Origin of the sequence: Pseudomonas sp. TWI923 (genome assembly GCF_039673365.1) — a bacterium.
Taxonomy (GTDB): domain Bacteria; phylum Pseudomonadota; class Gammaproteobacteria; order Pseudomonadales; family Pseudomonadaceae; genus Aquipseudomonas; species Aquipseudomonas sichuanensis.
On the sequence record NZ_JBDJLM010000020.1, the window covers coordinates 55300 to 71563 of the forward strand.

A 16264-nucleotide genomic window follows, 5' to 3' on the forward strand; every position below is an offset into this window, starting at 1 on the left:
AAAGCCAAAAATTGGCGAGACGGAGCCTCACCAAATTTAAGGGTACAAAAGTCTACGGAGGATCTTGCACCCAGTCAAGACGAGGCCCCGGCCCTCCCCGCCCGATCATCGGCAACATTTCATGTCATCGATGGTCGCACGGGGTTTGCCGGGGCCCTGCCCTGTACTTAGTTACCGCTGGAGTTCAGCGCTTCGGTCAGTGCGGCTTCCACCTCACTGGCGCTCACACGCAGCGGCTTGTCGGCTTCACGGCGGCGCTTGCGCTCGCTGTGATAGGCCAGACCGGTACCGGCCGGGATCAGACGACCCACGACCACGTTCTCTTTCAGGCCGCGCAGGTAATCGCGCTTGCCGGTAACGGCCGCTTCGGTCAGTACGCGGGTGGTTTCCTGGAAGGAAGCCGCGGAGATGAACGATTCGGTCGACAGCGAGGCCTTGGTGATACCCAGCAGCACACGGGTGAACTTCGAGATGAACTTGTCTTCGGCGGCGAGACGCTCGTTCTCGACCAGCACGTGAGTCAGTTCCATCTGGTCGCCCTTGATGAAGCTGGAGTCGCCCGACTCGGCGATCTCGACCTTGCGCAGCATCTGACGCAGGATGGTCTCGATGTGCTTGTCGTTGATCTTAACGCCTTGCAGACGGTAAACGTCCTGGATCTCGTTGACGATGTACTTCGCCAGCGCGCTGACACCCAGCAGACGCAGGATGTCGTGCGGATCGCTCGGGCCGTCGGAGATAACTTCGCCGCGGTTTACCTGTTCGCCTTCGAAGACGTTCAGGTGGCGCCACTTCGGAATCAGCTCTTCGTACGGATCGCTGCCATCGGTCGGGGTGATGACCAGACGGCGCTTGCCCTTGGTCTCTTTACCGAAGGCAATGGTGCCGCTGACTTCAGCCAGAATCGATGCTTCTTTCGGACGACGCGCTTCGAACAGGTCGGCAACACGTGGCAGACCACCGGTGATGTCACGGGTCTTCGAGGTTTCTTGCGGGATACGCGCAATAACATCACCGACGCCGATCTGAGCACCGTCAGCCACACCGACGAGGGCGTTGGCTGGCAGGAAGTACTGAGCAGGTACGTCGGTACCTGGCAGGTACAGATCCTTGCCATTGGCATCGACCATCTTGATGGCCGGACGGATTTCCTTGCCTGCGGCAGGGCGATCCTTGACGTCCAGGACTTCAATGTTGGTCAGACCGGTCAGTTCGTCGGTCTGGCGCTTGATGGTGATGTTTTCTTCCATGCCCACGAAGGTCACGGTACCTTTCAGCTCGGTAACGATCGGGTGGGTGTGCGGGTCCCACTTGGCGACGATGGCGCCAGCTTCGACCTTGTCACCTTCCTTGACCGAAATTACCGCACCGTAAGGCAGCTTGTAGCGCTCACGCTCACGACCGAATTCATCGGCAATGGCCAGTTCGCCGGAACGCGACACGGCAACCAGGTTGCCATCGGCACGCTCGACCTGCTTCAGGTTGTGCAGACGCACCATACCGCCGTTCTTCACCTGGACGCTGTCGGCAGCCGAAGTACGGCTTGCAGCACCACCGATGTGGAACGTACGCATGGTCAGCTGGGTACCCGGCTCACCGATCGACTGTGCAGCGATAACGCCGACAGCTTCACCGATGTTCACCTGGTGACCGCGAGCCAGGTCGCGACCGTAGCACTTGGCGCAGATGCCGTAGCGGGTTTCGCAGCTGATCGGCGAACGCACGACCACTTCGTCGATGCTGTTCAGCTCGATGAACTCGACCCACTGCTCGTCGACCAGGGTGCCGGCAGGAACGATGACGTCCTCGGTACCTGGCTTGAACACGTCACGGGCGATGACACGACCCAGTACGCGCTCACCCAGCGGCTCGACAACGTCGCCGCCTTCGATGTGCGGGGTCATCAGCAGGCCCTGATCGGTGCCGCAGTCGATCTCGGTCACGACCAGATCCTGGGCAACGTCCACCAGACGGCGAGTCAGGTAACCGGAGTTAGCTGTCTTCAGTGCGGTATCCGCCAGACCTTTACGAGCACCGTGAGTCGAGATGAAGTACTGCAGTACGCTCAGACCTTCACGGAAGTTCGCGGTGATCGGCGTCTCGATGATCGAGCCGTCCGGCTTGGCCATCAGGCCACGCATACCGGCCAGCTGACGGATCTGGGCCGCGGAACCACGAGCACCGGAGTCAGCCATCATGTACATCGAGTTGAAGGATTCTTGCTCGACTTCCTTGCCTTCGCGGTCGATGACCTTCTCTTTCGAGAGGTTGGCCATCATCGCCTTGGACACTTCGTCGTTCGCCTTCGACCACAAGTCGATGACCTTGTTGTACTTCTCGCCCTGGGTTACCAGGCCGGAGGCATACTGGCTCTCGATTTCCTTCACTTCATCGGTAGCGTTACCGATGATGCGGGCTTTCTCGTCCGGGATAACGAAGTCGTTAACACCGATGGAAACGCCGGAAATGGTCGAGTAAGCGAAACCGGTGTACATCAGCTGGTCAGCGAAGATAACGGTCTCTTTCAGACCAACCACGCGGTAGCACTGGTTGATCAGCTTGGAGATCGCCTTCTTCTTCATCGGCTGGTTGACCACGTCGTACGGCAGGCCTGCCGGTACAACCTGGAACAGCAGCGCACGGCCGACGGTGGTGTCGACGATGCGGGTGTTCTTGACTACCGAACCATCACGCTCTTTCACGGTTTCGTTGATACGAACCTTGATTTTCGCGTGCAGGGCAGCCTCGCCGGCGCGGAATACGCGGTCGACTTCCTGCAGGTCGGCGAATACGCGACCTTCGCCCTTGGCGTTGATGGCTTCACGGGTCATGTAGTACAGACCCAGTACAACGTCCTGCGACGGAACGATGATTGGCTCACCGTTGGCTGGCGACAGAATGTTGTTGGTCGACATCATCAGCGCGCGCGCTTCGAGCTGGGCTTCCAGCGTCAGCGGCACGTGAACGGCCATCTGGTCACCGTCGAAGTCGGCGTTGTACGCGGCGCAGACCAGCGGGTGCAGCTGAATCGCCTTACCTTCGATCAGTACCGGTTCAAAGGCCTGGATACCCAGACGGTGAAGGGTCGGTGCACGGTTGAGCAGTACGGGGTGTTCGCGAATCACTTCGGCGAGAACGTCCCACACCTCTGGCAGCTCGCGCTCGACCATCTTCTTGGCGGCCTTGATGGTGGTCGCCAGACCACGCATTTCCAGCTTGCCGAAAATGAACGGTTTGAACAGCTCGAGGGCCATCTTCTTCGGCAGACCGCACTGGTGCAGGCGCAGGGTCGGGCCTACGGTAATTACCGAACGACCGGAGTAGTCCACGCGCTTACCGAGCAAGTTCTGACGGAAGCGACCTTGCTTACCTTTGATCATGTCGGCCAGCGACTTCAGCGGACGCTTGTTCGAGCCAGTGATGGCGCGACCGCGACGGCCGTTGTCGAGCAGGGCGTCGACCGCCTCCTGCAGCATGCGCTTTTCGTTGCGCACGATGATGTCCGGCGCCGACAGATCGAGCAGGCGCTTCAGACGGTTGTTACGGTTGATCACCCGACGATACAGATCGTTCAGGTCGGAGGTCGCGAAGCGGCCGCCATCCAGCGGTACCAGCGGACGCAGGTCCGGCGGCAGAACTGGAAGGACGGTCAGGACCATCCACTCAGGCAGGTTGCCCGAGCCCTGGAAAGCTTCCATCAGCTTCAGGCGCTTGGACAGCTTCTTGATCTTGGTTTCCGAGTTGGTTTGCGGAATTTCTTCGCGCAGGCGGCCAATCTCGTGCTCCAGGTCGATAGCGTGCAGCAGCTCACGAACAGCCTCGGCACCCATGCGGGCGTCGAAGTCGTCACCGAACTCTTCCAGCGCTTCGAAGTACTGTTCGTCGTTGAGCAGCTGACCCTTCTCGAGGGTGGTCATGCCCGGGTCGATCACGACGTAGCTCTCGAAGTAGAGCACGCGCTCGATGTCACGCAGGGTCATGTCCATCAGCAGGCCGATACGGGACGGCAGCGACTTCAGGAACCAGATGTGGGCAACCGGCGAGGCCAGCTCGATGTGCGCCATGCGCTCACGGCGAACCTTGGCCAGGGCGACTTCAACGCCGCACTTCTCGCAGATCACACCACGGTGCTTCAGGCGCTTGTACTTGCCGCACAGGCACTCGTAGTCCTTGACTGGGCCAAAGATCTTGGCGCAGAACAGGCCGTCACGCTCAGGCTTGAACGTACGGTAGTTGATGGTCTCGGGCTTTTTGACTTCACCGAACGACCACGAACGGATCATTTCAGGCGACGCCAGACCGATACGGATGGCGTCGAACTCTTCGACTTGACCCTGGTTTTTCAGCAAATTCAGTAGGTCTTTCAAGGCCTTTCCTCCTGGCGGAGCAGGGAGTGGGCATCAGCTGCCGCACTCCCCTTCGCGTCACGTGTTATTCGGTTTCCAGATCGATGTCGATACCGAGCGAACGGATCTCTTTGATCAACACGTTGAAGGACTCGGGCATGCCCGGCTCCATACGGTGATCGCCATCCACGATGTTCTTGTACATCTTGGTACGGCCGTTCACGTCGTCCGACTTCACTGTGAGCATTTCTTGCAGGGTGTATGCCGCGCCGTATGCTTCCAGCGCCCACACTTCCATCTCCCCGAAACGCTGACCACCGAACTGCGCCTTACCACCCAGCGGCTGCTGGGTAACCAGGCTGTAAGAACCAGTGGAACGCGCGTGCATCTTGTCGTCCACCAAGTGGTTCAGCTTGAGCATGTACATGTAACCGACGGTCACAGGACGCTCGAACTTGTTGCCGGTACGGCCATCGAACAGCACCATCTGGCCGCTTTCTGGCAGGTCTGCCAGTTTCAGCATGGCCTTGATCTCGCTCTCCTTGGCACCGTCGAAGACTGGAGTGGCCATTGGCACGCCCTTCTTCAAGTTGTGCGCCAGGGCGAGGATCTCTTCGTCGGTGAACTCGTCCAGGTTCTCCTGACGACCACCGATCTCGTTGTAGATCTCGGTGAGGAAACCACGCAGCTCAGCGGCTTTGCGCTGCTCTTCGATCATGCGATCGATCTTCTCGCCCAGGCCCTTGGCCGCGAGGCCCAGGTGGGTTTCAAGGATCTGACCGACGTTCATACGCGAAGGTACGCCCAGCGGGTTCAGTACGACGTCGACCGGCGTACCGTTGGCGTCGTGCGGCATGTCTTCAACCGGCATGATCACCGAGACCACACCTTTGTTACCGTGACGACCGGCCATCTTGTCGCCCGGCTGGATGCGACGACGGATTGCCAGGTAGACCTTGACGATCTTAAGTACGCCCGGAGCGAGGTCATCGCCCTGCTGCAGCTTGCGCTTCTTGTCTTCGAACTTGTCGTCCAGCAGACGGCGGCGGTCGACGATGTACTGCTGAGCCTTTTCCAGCTGCTCGTTCAGTGCATCTTCAGCCATGCGCAGCTTGAACCACTGGCCGTGCTCCAGACCGTTCAGCACGTCGTCAGTGATCACGGTGCCTTTCTTCAGGCCCGCACCACCGTCAACCACCTGGCCGTTCAGCGCGGAACGCAGACGCTCGAAGGTTGCGCCTTCAACGATGCGGAACTCTTCGTTCAGGTCCTTGCGGATCTCGTCCAGCTGCATCTTCTCGATGGACAGGGCGCGGCTGTCGCGCTCAACGCCATCACGGGTGAAGACCTGTACGTCGATGACGGTACCCTTGGTGCCGGTCGGCACGCGCAGGGAGGTGTCTTTGACGTCGCTGGCCTTCTCACCGAAGATCGCGCGCAGCAGTTTTTCTTCCGGCGTCAGCTGGGTCTCGCCTTTCGGGGTGACCTTGCCGACCAGGATGTCGCCAGCGCCGACTTCGGCACCTACGTAGACGATACCGGCTTCGTCCAGCTTGTTCAGCGCAGCTTCACCCACGTTCGGGATGTCCGCGGTGATTTCCTCTGGGCCAAGCTTGGTGTCACGGGCCACACAGGTCAGTTCCTGGATGTGGATCGTGGTGAAGCGGTCTTCCTGAACCACACGCTCCGACAGACAGATGGAGTCTTCGAAGTTGAAACCGTTCCAGGCCATGAACGCGATGCGCATGTTCTGACCCAGCGCCAGTTCACCCATGTCGGTGGACGGGCCGTCAGCCATGATGTCGTTGCGCTTGACCACGTCACCCTTGCTCACCAGCGGACGCTGGTTGATGCAGGTGTTCTGGTTGGAACGGGTGTATTTGGTCAGGTTGTAGATGTCGACACCGGCTTCACCGGTTTCTACTTCGTCATCGGCAACACGTACCACGATGCGGCTGGCATCGACGGAGTCGATCACGCCGCCACGACGGGCCACGACGCAGACGCCGGAGTCACGGGCAACGTTGCGCTCCATGCCGGTACCGACCAGCGGCTTGTCGGCGCGCAGAGTAGGTACAGCCTGACGCTGCATGTTCGAACCCATCAACGCACGGTTGGCGTCGTCGTGCTCGAGGAACGGAATCAGCGACGCAGCAACCGAAACTACCTGCTTCGGCGAAACGTCCATCAGGGTGACGTCTTCCGGCGCCTTGACGGTGAATTCGTTCAGGTGACGGACCGCTACCAGCTCGTCGATCAGCTGCTTCTTCTCGTTCATCGCGGCCGAAGCCTGGGCGATGACGTGATCCGCTTCTTCGATCGCCGACAGGAACACGATGTCGTCGCTGACCACACCCTCTTTCACCACGCGGTACGGGCTTTCCAGGAAGCCGTACTGGTTGGTGCGGGCGTAGGCCGCCAGGGAGTTGATCAGACCGATGTTCGGGCCTTCCGGCGTTTCGATCGGGCACACGCGGCCGTAGTGGGTCGGGTGTACGTCACGGACTTCGAAGCCGGCACGCTCACGGGTCAGACCGCCAGGGCCGAGTGCAGAGACGCGGCGCTTGTGGGTGATCTCGGAGAGCGGGTTGTTCTGGTCCATGAACTGCGAGAGCTGGCTGGAGCCGAAGAACTCTTTCACCGCCGCCGCAACCGGCTTGGCGTTGATCAGGTCTTGCGGCATCAGGCCTTCGCTTTCAGCCATCGACAGACGCTCTTTGACCGCACGCTCTACGCGCACCAGGCCAACGCGGAACTGGTTCTCGGCCATCTCGCCGACGCAACGGACACGACGGTTACCCAGGTGGTCGATGTCGTCGACGATGCCTTTGCCGTTACGGATGTCGACCAGGGTCTTGAGAACCTCGACGATATCTTCCTTGCTCAGCACGCCCGAACCTTCGATCTCGGTACGACCGATACGACGGTTGAACTTCATGCGGCCAACGGCGGACAGGTCGTAACGCTCGGCGCTGAAGAACAGGTTGTTGAACAGGGTCTCGGCGGCGTCCTTGGTTGGCGGCTCGCCCGGACGCATCATGCGGTAGATCTCGACCAGCGCTTCCAGTTGGTTGCTGGTGGTGTCGATCTTCAGGGTGTCCGAAATGAACGGACCGCAGTCGATGTCGTTGGTGTACAGCGTTTCGATGCGAACGACCTGAGCCTTGGCGACCTTGACCAGCAGGTCGGTGGTCAGCTCGGTGTTGCACTCGGCCAGGATCTCGCCGGTAGCCGGGTGCACGATCGCCTTGGCGGTGGTGCGGCCCAACATGTATTCCAGCGGCACGTCCAGCTGTTTCACGCCAGCCTTTTCCAGCTGGTTGATGTGGCGTGCGGTGATACGACGGCCCTGCTCGACGATGACCTTGCCGGAATCGTCGTGGATGTCCATGACCGCGACTTCACCACGCAGACGCTGAGGCACCAGCTCCAGGCTCAGTTTTTCGCCGGAAACGTGGAAAACGTTGGTGGTGTAGAAGGTGTTCAGAACCTCTTCGGTGCTGTAACCCAGGGCGCGCAGCAGTACCGAGGCCGGCAGCTTGCGGCGACGGTCGATACGAACGAACACGCAGTCCTTCGGGTCGAACTCGAAGTCCAGCCACGAACCGCGGTAAGGGATGATGCGTGCGGAGTACAGCAGCTTGCCCGAGCTGTGGGTCTTGCCGCGGTCGTGGTCGAAGAAGACACCCGGCGAACGGTGCAGCTGGGAGACGATCACACGCTCGGTACCGTTGATAACGAAGGTACCGTTCTCAGTCATCAGGGGGATTTCACCCATGTAGACTTCTTGCTCTTTGATGTCCTTGATCGCTTTGTTCGACGATTCCTTGTCGAAGATGATCAGGCGCACCTTCACCCGCAGCGGGACCGCGAAGGTCACACCGCGCAGGACACATTCCTTCACATCGAAGGCCGGCTCACCCAGGCGGTAGCCGACGTACTCCAGGGCAGCATTGCCGGAGTAGCTGATGATCGGGAATACCGATTTGAAGGCCGCATGCAGGCCGATGTCGCGGAACTGGTCCTTGGATGCTCCTGCCTGCAGGAATTCGCGATACGAATCCAGCTGGATTGCCAGGAGGTAAGGCACGTCCATGACGTCCGGCAACTTGCTAAAGTCCTTGCGGATACGTTTTTTCTCAGTGTATGAGTAAGCCATCAGCATTCCCCAGCTTGGTCACCTGCTTGTTTGGCATCTCCCGGCGGGAGCAGCCAGAAAATCGTGCAAACCCCTTGGTTTGCGCCACCCTCATGGTGGTTACTGCTCGTTATCGGGGCCGACCTGATCGGCCACCAATAACGGAAAAAGGCCGGTGGCATAAGCCACCAGCCATCAGCCCTTCGCTTAACGCTCAGGCTGGCATCGCACAGTCGAAATTACTTCAGCTCGACTTTGGCGCCTGCTTCTTCCAGCTTCTTCTTAGCGTCTTCAGCGGCTTCTTTCGAAACGCCTTCAGCTACAACCTGAGGAGCGCCATCGACTTTCTCTTTGGCTTCTTTCAGGCCCAGACCGGTCAGCTCGCGAACGGCTTTAATGACGTTCACTTTCTTGTCGCCGGCTTCAACCAGAACAACGTTGAACTCGGTCTGCTCTTCAACAACGGCAGCAGCGGCAGCTGGGCCAGCAGCGGCAACAGCAGCGGTAACGCCGAAGGTTTCTTCCATTGCTTTGATCAGCTCAACAACTTCCAGAACGGTTTTCTGGCCGATTGCTTCGATGATTTGCTCGTTAGTCAGGGACATGACTTAAATCCTGTATTGGGGTGACAGCCTAAGCAGCTATCAAATTAAACGTATGATTCGAAAGAGTTTCGCGCGCCTTAGGCGGCGGTTGCTTCTTTCTGGTCGCGAATAGCTGCCAGGGTGCGGGCCAGCTTGCTGGTAGCGCCTTGGATCACGCTCATCAGCTTCGCGATGGCCTCGTCGCGGGTCGGCAGGGTAGCCAACACGTCGATCTGGTTCGCTGCAATGAACTTGCCGTCAAACGCAGCTGCCTTGATCTCGAACTTGCTCTGACCCTTGGCGAACTCTTTGAACAGACGGGCAGCAGCGCCCGGGTGTTCGTTGGAGAAAGCGATCAGGGTAGGGCCAGTGAAGGCGTCGTTGAGGACACTGAATTCAGTGTCAGCAACAGCGCGCTTGAGCAGGGTGTTACGTACGACACGTACGTATACGCCAGCTTCACGAGCCTCTTTACGGAGTCCGGTCATTGCGCCTACAGTCACACCACGGGCATCAGCCACGACAGCGGACAGAGCGACTTTGGCAGCCTCGTTGACTTCAGCGACGATGGCCTTCTTGTCTTCGAGTTTAATTGCCACGGGTAAAACTCCTGCTTGTTACCGTTTCATCTGGCCGAAGCCGGATGTCGTTTTGGTGTCTGATTCGGTAAGGAACCGGGAGCACCATCTGCGTAGGCTGGTTGTTTAAGGCTTGCGCCGCCTACGGTCTTGGATAGCCCCCGCCAGGCAGGGACCCCAATTTTTGCTGCTGGCGGGCATGACACCCGCCAACATTGTCTTACACGCTCAGCGAGCTCTGATCGATGATCAGACCTGGGCCCATGGTGGTGCTCAGGGTAACGCGCTTGACGTAGATACCTTTCGAGGAAGCCGGCTTGATACGCTTCAGATCAGCGATCAGGGCTTCAACGTTTTCCTTCAGCTTGCCAGCTTCGAAGCCGACCTTGCCAACGGAGGTGTGGATGATACCGTTTTTGTCGGTGCGGTAGCGAACCTGACCAGCCTTGGCGTTTTTCACGGCAGTGGCTACGTCTGGCGAAACGGTACCGACTTTCGGGTTAGGCATCAGGCCGCGAGGACCCAGAACCTGACCCAGCTGACCCACAACGCGCATGGCATCAGGCGATGCGATAACAACGTCATAGTTCAGGTCGCCGGCTTTCATTTCGGCAGCCAGGTCATCCATACCTACACGGTCAGCGCCGGCAGCCAGAGCAGCCTCAGCAGCTGGACCCTGGGTGAAGACGGCAACGCGTACGGTCTTACCAGTGCCGTGTGGCAGCACGGTAGCGCTACGTACGACCTGGTCGGATTTACGCGGGTCAACACCGAGGTTTACGGCGATGTCATACGACTCGACGAATTTGGCGTTCGGCAGCGAAGCCAGCAGAGCTGCGGCTTCTTCGAAGTTGTAGGCCTTGCCTGCTTCGATTTTCTCGGCGATAGCCTTTTGGCGCTTGGTCAGCTTAGCCATTACACACCCTCCACGTTCAGGCCCATGCTGCGGGCAGAGCCAGCGATGGTGCGTACAGCAGCGTCCAGGTCAGCAGCGGTCAGATCAGCCTGTTTGGTTTTGGCGATCTCTTCCAGCTGAGCGCGGGTCACAGTACCGACCTTGACAGTGTTCGGGCGAGCCGAACCGCTGGTCAGGCCAGCAGCTTTCTTCAGCAGAACCGAGGCAGGGGTGCTCTTGGTTTCGAAGGTGAAGCTACGGTCACTGTAGACAGTGATGATCACAGGAGTCGGCAGGCCGGCTTCTTGACCCTGAGTACGGGCGTTGAAGGCCTTGCAGAATTCCATGATGTTCACACCGTGTTGACCCAGTGCTGGACCAACGGGTGGGCTAGGGTTGGCCTGGCCGGCCTTTACTTGCAGCTTGATGTAAGCCTGAATCTTCTTAGCCATGAGCTACTCCAATATCGGGTACAAACGCCAGATGGCTCCCCGGATGACTTGCGTTTTATCCCAGTGACGACAAAACCCCGCAGCACATAGGGCTGCGGGGTATGGGATGCTTCGTTCGGCTAGACCTTCTCGACCTGGCTGAACTCGAGCTCCACCGGAGTAGAGCGACCGAAAATGAGCACTGCAACCTGCAGACGGCTCTTCTCGTAGTTAACCTCTTCGACACTGCCATTAAAGTCGGCGAATGGTCCGTCAATGACGCGAACCACTTCACCCGGCTCGAACAGCGTCTTCGGCTTCGGCTTGTCACTACCATCGGCTACGCGACGCAGGATGGCCTCAGCCTCTTTATCGGTGATCGGCGCAGGCTTGTCTGCGGTACCGCCAATGAAACCCATGACGCGAGGGGTGTCCTTGACAAGGTGCCAAGTCCCTTCGTTCATTTCCATCTGGACCAGCACATAGCCAGGGAAGAATTTGCGCTCACTTTTGCGCTTCTGGCCGTTGCGCATTTCGACGACTTCTTCGGTCGGGACCAGAATCTCGCCGAACTCGTCTTCCATGCCAGCCAGCTTGACGCGCTCTACCAGGGAGCGCATCACATGCTTCTCGTAACCCGAGTAAGCATGCACTACGTACCAACGCTTAGCCACGGGACACCCTTAGCCAACAATCAAGGAGACCGCCCAGCCGAGCAGGGAGTCTAGCCCCCACAGCAGCAGTGCCATAACCAGAACAACAGCCACTACGATGAGCGTGGTCTGAGTGGTTTCTTGGCGGGTCGGCCACACGACTTTACGGATCTCAGTACGAGCTTCCTTCGCCAACGCAAAAAACGACTTACCCTTCGCAGTCTGCAGGGCAACAAAGCCAGCAGCCGCAGCCAGAGCAAGAAGCGCGAGAACGCGATACAGGATCGGCGATGCCGAGTAATACTGATTACCCACGACAGCAACAACCACCAAAGCTACTACAGCCAGCCACTTGAACAGATCAAAACGCGATTCTTGGGCTTCAGTTTTGGGGGTCATCGAGGAGGATCCTGTAATAAGAAAGCCATCACACCGAGGTGAATGGCAGGTCAGGAGGGAATCGAACCCCCAACCTACGGTTTTGGAGACCGTCGCTCTGCCAATTGAGCTACTGACCTGTAACGCTGTATCAGGCCGGCCATTATACCGGCCTGATTAAGTAAATCAACTACTTATTCGATAATTTTTGCTACGACGCCGGCGCCGACGGTACGACCGCCTTCACGGATGGCGAAGCGCAGGCCGTCTTCCATTGCGATGGTCTTGATCAGGGTGACAGTCATCTGAATATTGTCACCTGGCATTACCATTTCAACGCCTTCCGGCAGTTCGCAGTTACCGGTCACATCAGTGGTACGGAAGTAGAACTGAGGACGGTAGCCTTTGAAGAACGGAGTGTGACGACCGCCTTCTTCCTTCGACAGAACGTAGACTTCTGCGGTGAACTTGGTGTGCGGCTTGACCGAACCTGGCTTGACCAGAACCTGGCCACGCTCAACGTCGTCACGCTTGGTACCACGCAGCAGGACGCCGCAGTTCTCGCCAGCACGACCTTCGTCCAGCAGCTTGCGGAACATCTCAACGCCGGTGCAGGTGGTGGTGGTGGTGTCACGCAGACCAACGATTTCCAGCGGGTCTTGAACGCGAACGATACCGCGCTCGATACGGCCGGTAACAACGGTACCGCGACCGGAGATCGAGAACACGTCTTCGATTGGCATCAGGAACGGCTTGTCGATAGCACGCTCTGGCTCTGGGATGTAGCTGTCCAGAGTTTCAACCAGCTTCTTGACAGCGCTGGTGCCCATTTCGTTGTCGTCTTTGCCTTCCAGGGCCATACGAGCCGAACCGATGATGATCGGAGTGTCGTCGCCTGGGAAGTCGTAGGTGGACAGCAGGTCGCGAACTTCCATCTCGACCAGTTCCAGCAGCTCAGCGTCGTCTACCAGGTCAGCCTTGTTCAGGAAGACCACGATGTACGGAACGCCAACCTGACGGGACAGCAGGATGTGCTCACGGGTTTGTGGCATCGGACCATCGGCGGCCGAGCAAACCAGGATCGCGCCGTCCATCTGGGCAGCACCGGTGATCATGTTCTTCACGTAGTCAGCGTGACCTGGGCAGTCAACGTGAGCGTAGTGACGAATGTTCGAGTTGTACTCGACGTGCGCGGTGTTGATGGTGATACCGCGAGCTTTTTCTTCCGGAGCCGAGTCGATCTTGTCGAACTCAACGACGGCCGAACCGAAAACTTCGGAGCAGACGCGAGTCAGAGCTGCAGTCAGAGTGGTCTTACCGTGGTCAACGTGGCCGATAGTGCCGACGTTTACGTGAGGTAGGGAACGATCAAACTTTTCCTTAGCCATCGATACAGTCCTCCGCAGAAGAAATAGTCATACCGCTGATAAAACAAAGGCAGATATTTTCATATCTGCCTTGTTTATATGGAGCTCTTGAGCGGACTTGAACCGCTGACCTCACCCTTACCAAGGGTGTGCTCTACCAACTGAGCTACAAGAGCGAAACACTTTGCGCAACAACTGCAAACTTGGAGCGGGTAGCGGGAATCGAACCCGCATCATCAGCTTGGAAGGCTGAGGTTCTACCACTAAACTATACCCGCGGAGCTTGCGGCTCTCGCTAAAACTGGTGGAGGGAGAAGGATTCGAACCTTCGAAGCTCTCGCAACGGATTTACAGTCCGTCCCCTTTGGCCGCTCGGGAATCCCTCCAGATGTGGCCGGCATTCTATTTGGCTGCCGCCCTAGTGTCAAGCTTTTTTTCAAATTTTTTCAATCAAATCTGAAGGTTAGCCACTTTGACACTGCTTCTGGTTCTGCTACCTGAGTGGCGTTCCCTGTGAAGCGGGCGCCATTCTATCAAGCTATTCAGCAGTTGCAATACCCTCGCACAAAATAATTTTGTGTTTTAAGTCTTTGAAATCCTTGGAAAGAATGGCCAGCACCGACTGGTCCAGCAAACGCTCGCCTTCAGGGGCCACCTTGAGCCACAACCCGTCGGATCCGGGCAACTGTCCTGCGACCGGCTGCGAGGCGATATCGAGGCTCAGTAACCGCTGACGTAGCGCATCGAGCTGCTCCCGCCCAGCAAGCCCACCCACCACCAGGCATTCATCCCGGCGCCTGGCTGGTGTCGCAACTCCCGTTTCACGCAGCAGACGAATCTCTTGCTGGCTGCCTTTATATAAAGAGAGAGGTGCGACCTCTTTGACCCTCAGCGGAGCCTCCTGCTGATGCCATACGTAATAGAAAACGTTCAGCACCAGTAACAGCAGAAACAACCAGCGCATAGACACCTCAACTCAAAGGGCAGGCCATGGCCAGACCAACGAATACCAGATCCGGCACGATCCGCGCCTGGGGAACGGCTTCATGCACCAACGGGGCATCTCCCCCCGTGAGGAAAATCGTAAAGTCATCACCCCACAAGGCTTTCGCCTGCTCGATTTGCGTCCGGGCAAAACCCTGGAGCATCAGCACACAGCCACGCTCTACTGCCTCTACCGTAGAGCGCCCAGGAGCCAGGCTGCTAAGAGCACGCTCAGCCGATGCATCGTCATAGCGGATACGGCGCGTGTGGGTCCGCAACTGACTGCGCATAAGCGGCATGCCAGGGCAAATATACCCCCCCAGATGTTCACCATCGGCCGCAACAAAGTCCGCCTTGGCCGCAGTGCCGAAGTCAATGACCAGGCAAGCAGCCTTGGCCAAGTGGAAAGCGCCCAGGGCACCCAGCCAGCGATCCATGCCCAGGCGCTGGAAATCCTCATAGCCATTGCGCACCCCGGCCATTTCCTGCACCGGCTGAGCCACTTTAACGTCGATGGCGAAGGCTTGCTGAAGAAGAGCACAAAGTGCCGTAGTTTCTTCCTCGCTACGCACGCTGACCATTCGCCCTCCCGCCAGGTGCAAGCCAGGAAGCGCACCGATAGCAGCTACAAGGGCCTGGTCAGAGTCGACGATTCCGCCCCCACTGATAGCCGCATCTGCAGTGTGTATCACCCGCCATTTGATAAAGCTGTTCCCGCAGTCGAGCTCAAGAATCATCACGCAACCTCAGACTGAGCTCGCCACCGCTGAAGCTCTTTTCCACACCATCTACATCAAGACGCAAGCCGCCTTGACCATCCACACCTCGCGCCACCCCATCGATGCGGGTATTGCCTGCCACCAAGGAGACTTTGCGCCCCTGCCACAGGTGCGCTTGCTCCCACTCCTCCTGGAACGCGGCGAAGCCGTATCGGCGATGACGCGCCAGTTCGTGCTGCAGCTGCTGACTGAGCAAAGCAACCAATTTATTACGATCAACCACCAGACCAGCTTCGCTACGCATGGAGGTCCATTGCTGGTCGATCTGCTCACTGGACTGCATATTCACATTGATGCCGATACCCAGCACCACATGACAGACATCGGCCGGATCGCCGACCAACTCCAGCAGGATCCCGGTGATCTTGCGCCCCCTTACCAGAACATCGTTTGGCCACTTGAGCCCGACATCCTTGAGCCCGAAAGCTTGCAAGGTACGCATTACCGCCAGGCCAACCACCAGACTCAGCCCCTCGAGCTGACGCATGCCACCCTCAACCCGCAACACCAGGCTGTAATAAAGGTTTTCAGCAAACGGGCTTACCCACTGCCGCCCGCGACGACCACGACCGGCCGTCTGGCGCTCGGCAAGCACCAGAAAGGGAGCAGTCTGGCCTTGCGCCGCAAGCCGTAAGCCCTCGGCATTGGTCGAGTCGATGCTTTCATGGATGAACACAGGCCACTGCTCGCCCTGGGAGAACGCGGTAATCGCGTGCGATTCCAGCAGGTTCAACGGCGCTGCCAGCTGATAGCCGCGCCCACGGACCTTATGAATGGTCAGGTTCAGCTCACTCTCAAGATGTTGCAGCTGTTTCCAGACGGCACTGCGACTTACACCAAGGGCCGCCCCCAGTGCTTCTCCGGAATGGAACCGGCCATCCTTGAGGAGATTCAACAACTTCAGCATGCCAGTCTCGACTCGGAATAAGGCTGGCATGATAGCCACGCCCCGAAGCCTTGCATAGGAAAAGGGCCACCCTCAAGGGAGGAAACCGTCGTCGACATTGCAATATTTTCTTCCGGAAAAGACAAAACCCCTACCTGCATGCGCAGATAGGGGTTTTGCGAAATGAATCTTGACGATGACCTACTCTCACATGGGGAAACCCCACACTACCATCGGCGATGCAT

At 58.3% G+C, this 16264-nt stretch carries 12 protein-coding genes and 4 tRNA genes; all 16 read right to left on the reverse strand.

Translation table 11 applies throughout. From position 1 onward, the window contains the following. Positions 1 to 167: 167 nt before the first annotated feature. Complete coding sequence (gene rpoC, locus ABE459_RS11055) at positions 168 to 4367, reverse strand: DNA-directed RNA polymerase subunit beta' (RefSeq protein WP_125462382.1); 4200 nt, start codon at positions 4365 to 4367, stop codon at positions 168 to 170. 64 nt (positions 4368 to 4431) lie between these two features. Then, complete coding sequence (rpoB, locus tag ABE459_RS11060) at positions 4432 to 8505, reverse strand: DNA-directed RNA polymerase subunit beta (RefSeq protein ID WP_125857232.1); 4074 nt, start codon at positions 8503 to 8505, stop codon at positions 4432 to 4434. Between the two features lie 218 nt (positions 8506 to 8723). After that, positions 8724 to 9089 (reverse strand): 50S ribosomal protein L7/L12, encoded by a 366-nt coding sequence (rplL, locus tag ABE459_RS11065; protein WP_003255496.1) that lies wholly within the window; start codon positions 9087 to 9089, stop codon positions 8724 to 8726. 77 nt (positions 9090 to 9166) lie between these two features. Further along, entirely contained in the window at positions 9167 to 9667 is a 501-nt protein-coding gene (gene rplJ / locus ABE459_RS11070; RefSeq protein ID WP_110996444.1) for a 50S ribosomal protein L10, read from the reverse strand. Between the two features lie 199 nt (positions 9668 to 9866). Then, positions 9867 to 10562 carry a 50S ribosomal protein L1 gene (gene rplA, locus ABE459_RS11075; protein ID WP_125462380.1) on the reverse strand — a complete coding sequence of 232 codons (696 nt, stop codon included), beginning with the start codon at positions 10560 to 10562 and terminating at the stop codon, positions 9867 to 9869. Then, positions 10562 to 10993: a 50S ribosomal protein L11 gene (gene rplK / locus ABE459_RS11080; protein ID WP_027595466.1), complete on the reverse strand. Its 432-nt coding sequence runs from the start codon at positions 10991 to 10993 to the stop codon at positions 10562 to 10564. Before rplK ends, rplA begins: the two co-directional genes overlap by 1 nt. Positions 10994 to 11112: 119 nt before the next feature. Beyond that, positions 11113 to 11646, reverse strand: a complete 534-nt coding sequence (gene nusG, locus ABE459_RS11085) for a transcription termination/antitermination protein NusG (RefSeq protein WP_110996446.1) — start codon at positions 11644 to 11646, stop codon at positions 11113 to 11115. A gap of 9 nt (positions 11647 to 11655) precedes the next feature. Then, a complete protein-coding gene (secE, locus tag ABE459_RS11090; RefSeq protein ID WP_125462379.1) occupies positions 11656 to 12024 on the reverse strand; it encodes a preprotein translocase subunit SecE in 369 nt (122 codons plus the stop codon). A gap of 43 nt (positions 12025 to 12067) precedes the next feature. Further along, positions 12068 to 12143: transfer RNA gene (locus tag ABE459_RS11095), tRNA-Trp, on the reverse strand. A 54-nt stretch (positions 12144 to 12197) separates the two neighbouring features. Then, positions 12198 to 13391, reverse strand: coding sequence for an elongation factor Tu (gene tuf / locus ABE459_RS11100; RefSeq protein WP_016484647.1), 1194 nt, complete (start codon positions 13389 to 13391; stop codon positions 12198 to 12200). Positions 13392 to 13470: 79 nt separating this feature from the next. Further along, positions 13471 to 13546, reverse strand: a tRNA-Thr gene (locus ABE459_RS11105). A gap of 28 nt (positions 13547 to 13574) precedes the next feature. Continuing rightward, positions 13575 to 13648: transfer RNA gene (locus tag ABE459_RS11110), tRNA-Gly, on the reverse strand. Between the two features lie 24 nt (positions 13649 to 13672). Further along, positions 13673 to 13756: transfer RNA gene (locus ABE459_RS11115), tRNA-Tyr, on the reverse strand. A gap of 152 nt (positions 13757 to 13908) precedes the next feature. Further along, the gene (locus tag ABE459_RS11120) at positions 13909 to 14334 is read right to left on the reverse strand and encodes a hypothetical protein (protein ID WP_125462377.1); all 426 of its coding nucleotides are present in this window, start codon (positions 14332 to 14334) and stop codon (positions 13909 to 13911) included. A 7-nt stretch (positions 14335 to 14341) separates the two neighbouring features. Next, a complete protein-coding gene (locus ABE459_RS11125; RefSeq protein ID WP_323832035.1) occupies positions 14342 to 15091 on the reverse strand; it encodes a pantothenate kinase in 750 nt (249 codons plus the stop codon). Further along, the gene (birA, locus tag ABE459_RS11130; RefSeq protein WP_125462375.1) at positions 15081 to 16040 is read right to left on the reverse strand and encodes a bifunctional biotin--[acetyl-CoA-carboxylase] ligase/biotin operon repressor BirA; all 960 of its coding nucleotides are present in this window, start codon (positions 16038 to 16040) and stop codon (positions 15081 to 15083) included. The genes ABE459_RS11125 and birA overlap by 11 nt, the downstream gene beginning before the upstream one ends. Between the last annotated feature and the right edge of the window lie 224 nt (positions 16041 to 16264).

Excerpts from the sequence above, each read along its gene's own strand:
- rpoB (WP_125857232.1), bottom strand. The coding sequence starts at position 8,505 with ATGGCTTACTCATACACTGAGAAAAAACGTATCCGCAAGGACTTTAGC.
- rplL (WP_003255496.1), bottom strand. The coding sequence starts at position 9,089 with ATGTCCCTGACTAACGAGCAAATCATCGAAGCAATCGGCCAGAAAACC.
- rplA (WP_125462380.1), bottom strand. The coding sequence starts at position 10,562 with ATGGCTAAGCTGACCAAGCGCCAAAAGGCTATCGCCGAGAAAATCGAA.
- rplK (WP_027595466.1), bottom strand. The coding sequence starts at position 10,993 with ATGGCTAAGAAGATTCAGGCTTACATCAAGCTGCAAGTAAAGGCCGGC.
- secE (WP_125462379.1), bottom strand. The coding sequence starts at position 12,024 with ATGACCCCCAAAACTGAAGCCCAAGAATCGCGTTTTGATCTGTTCAAG.
- tuf (WP_016484647.1), bottom strand. The coding sequence starts at position 13,391 with ATGGCTAAGGAAAAGTTTGATCGTTCCCTACCTCACGTAAACGTCGGC.
- ABE459_RS11120 (WP_125462377.1), bottom strand. The coding sequence starts at position 14,334 with ATGCGCTGGTTGTTTCTGCTGTTACTGGTGCTGAACGTTTTCTATTAC.
- ABE459_RS11125 (WP_323832035.1), bottom strand. The coding sequence starts at position 15,091 with ATGATTCTTGAGCTCGACTGCGGGAACAGCTTTATCAAATGGCGGGTG.
- birA (WP_125462375.1), bottom strand. The coding sequence starts at position 16,040 with ATGCTGAAGTTGTTGAATCTCCTCAAGGATGGCCGGTTCCATTCCGGA.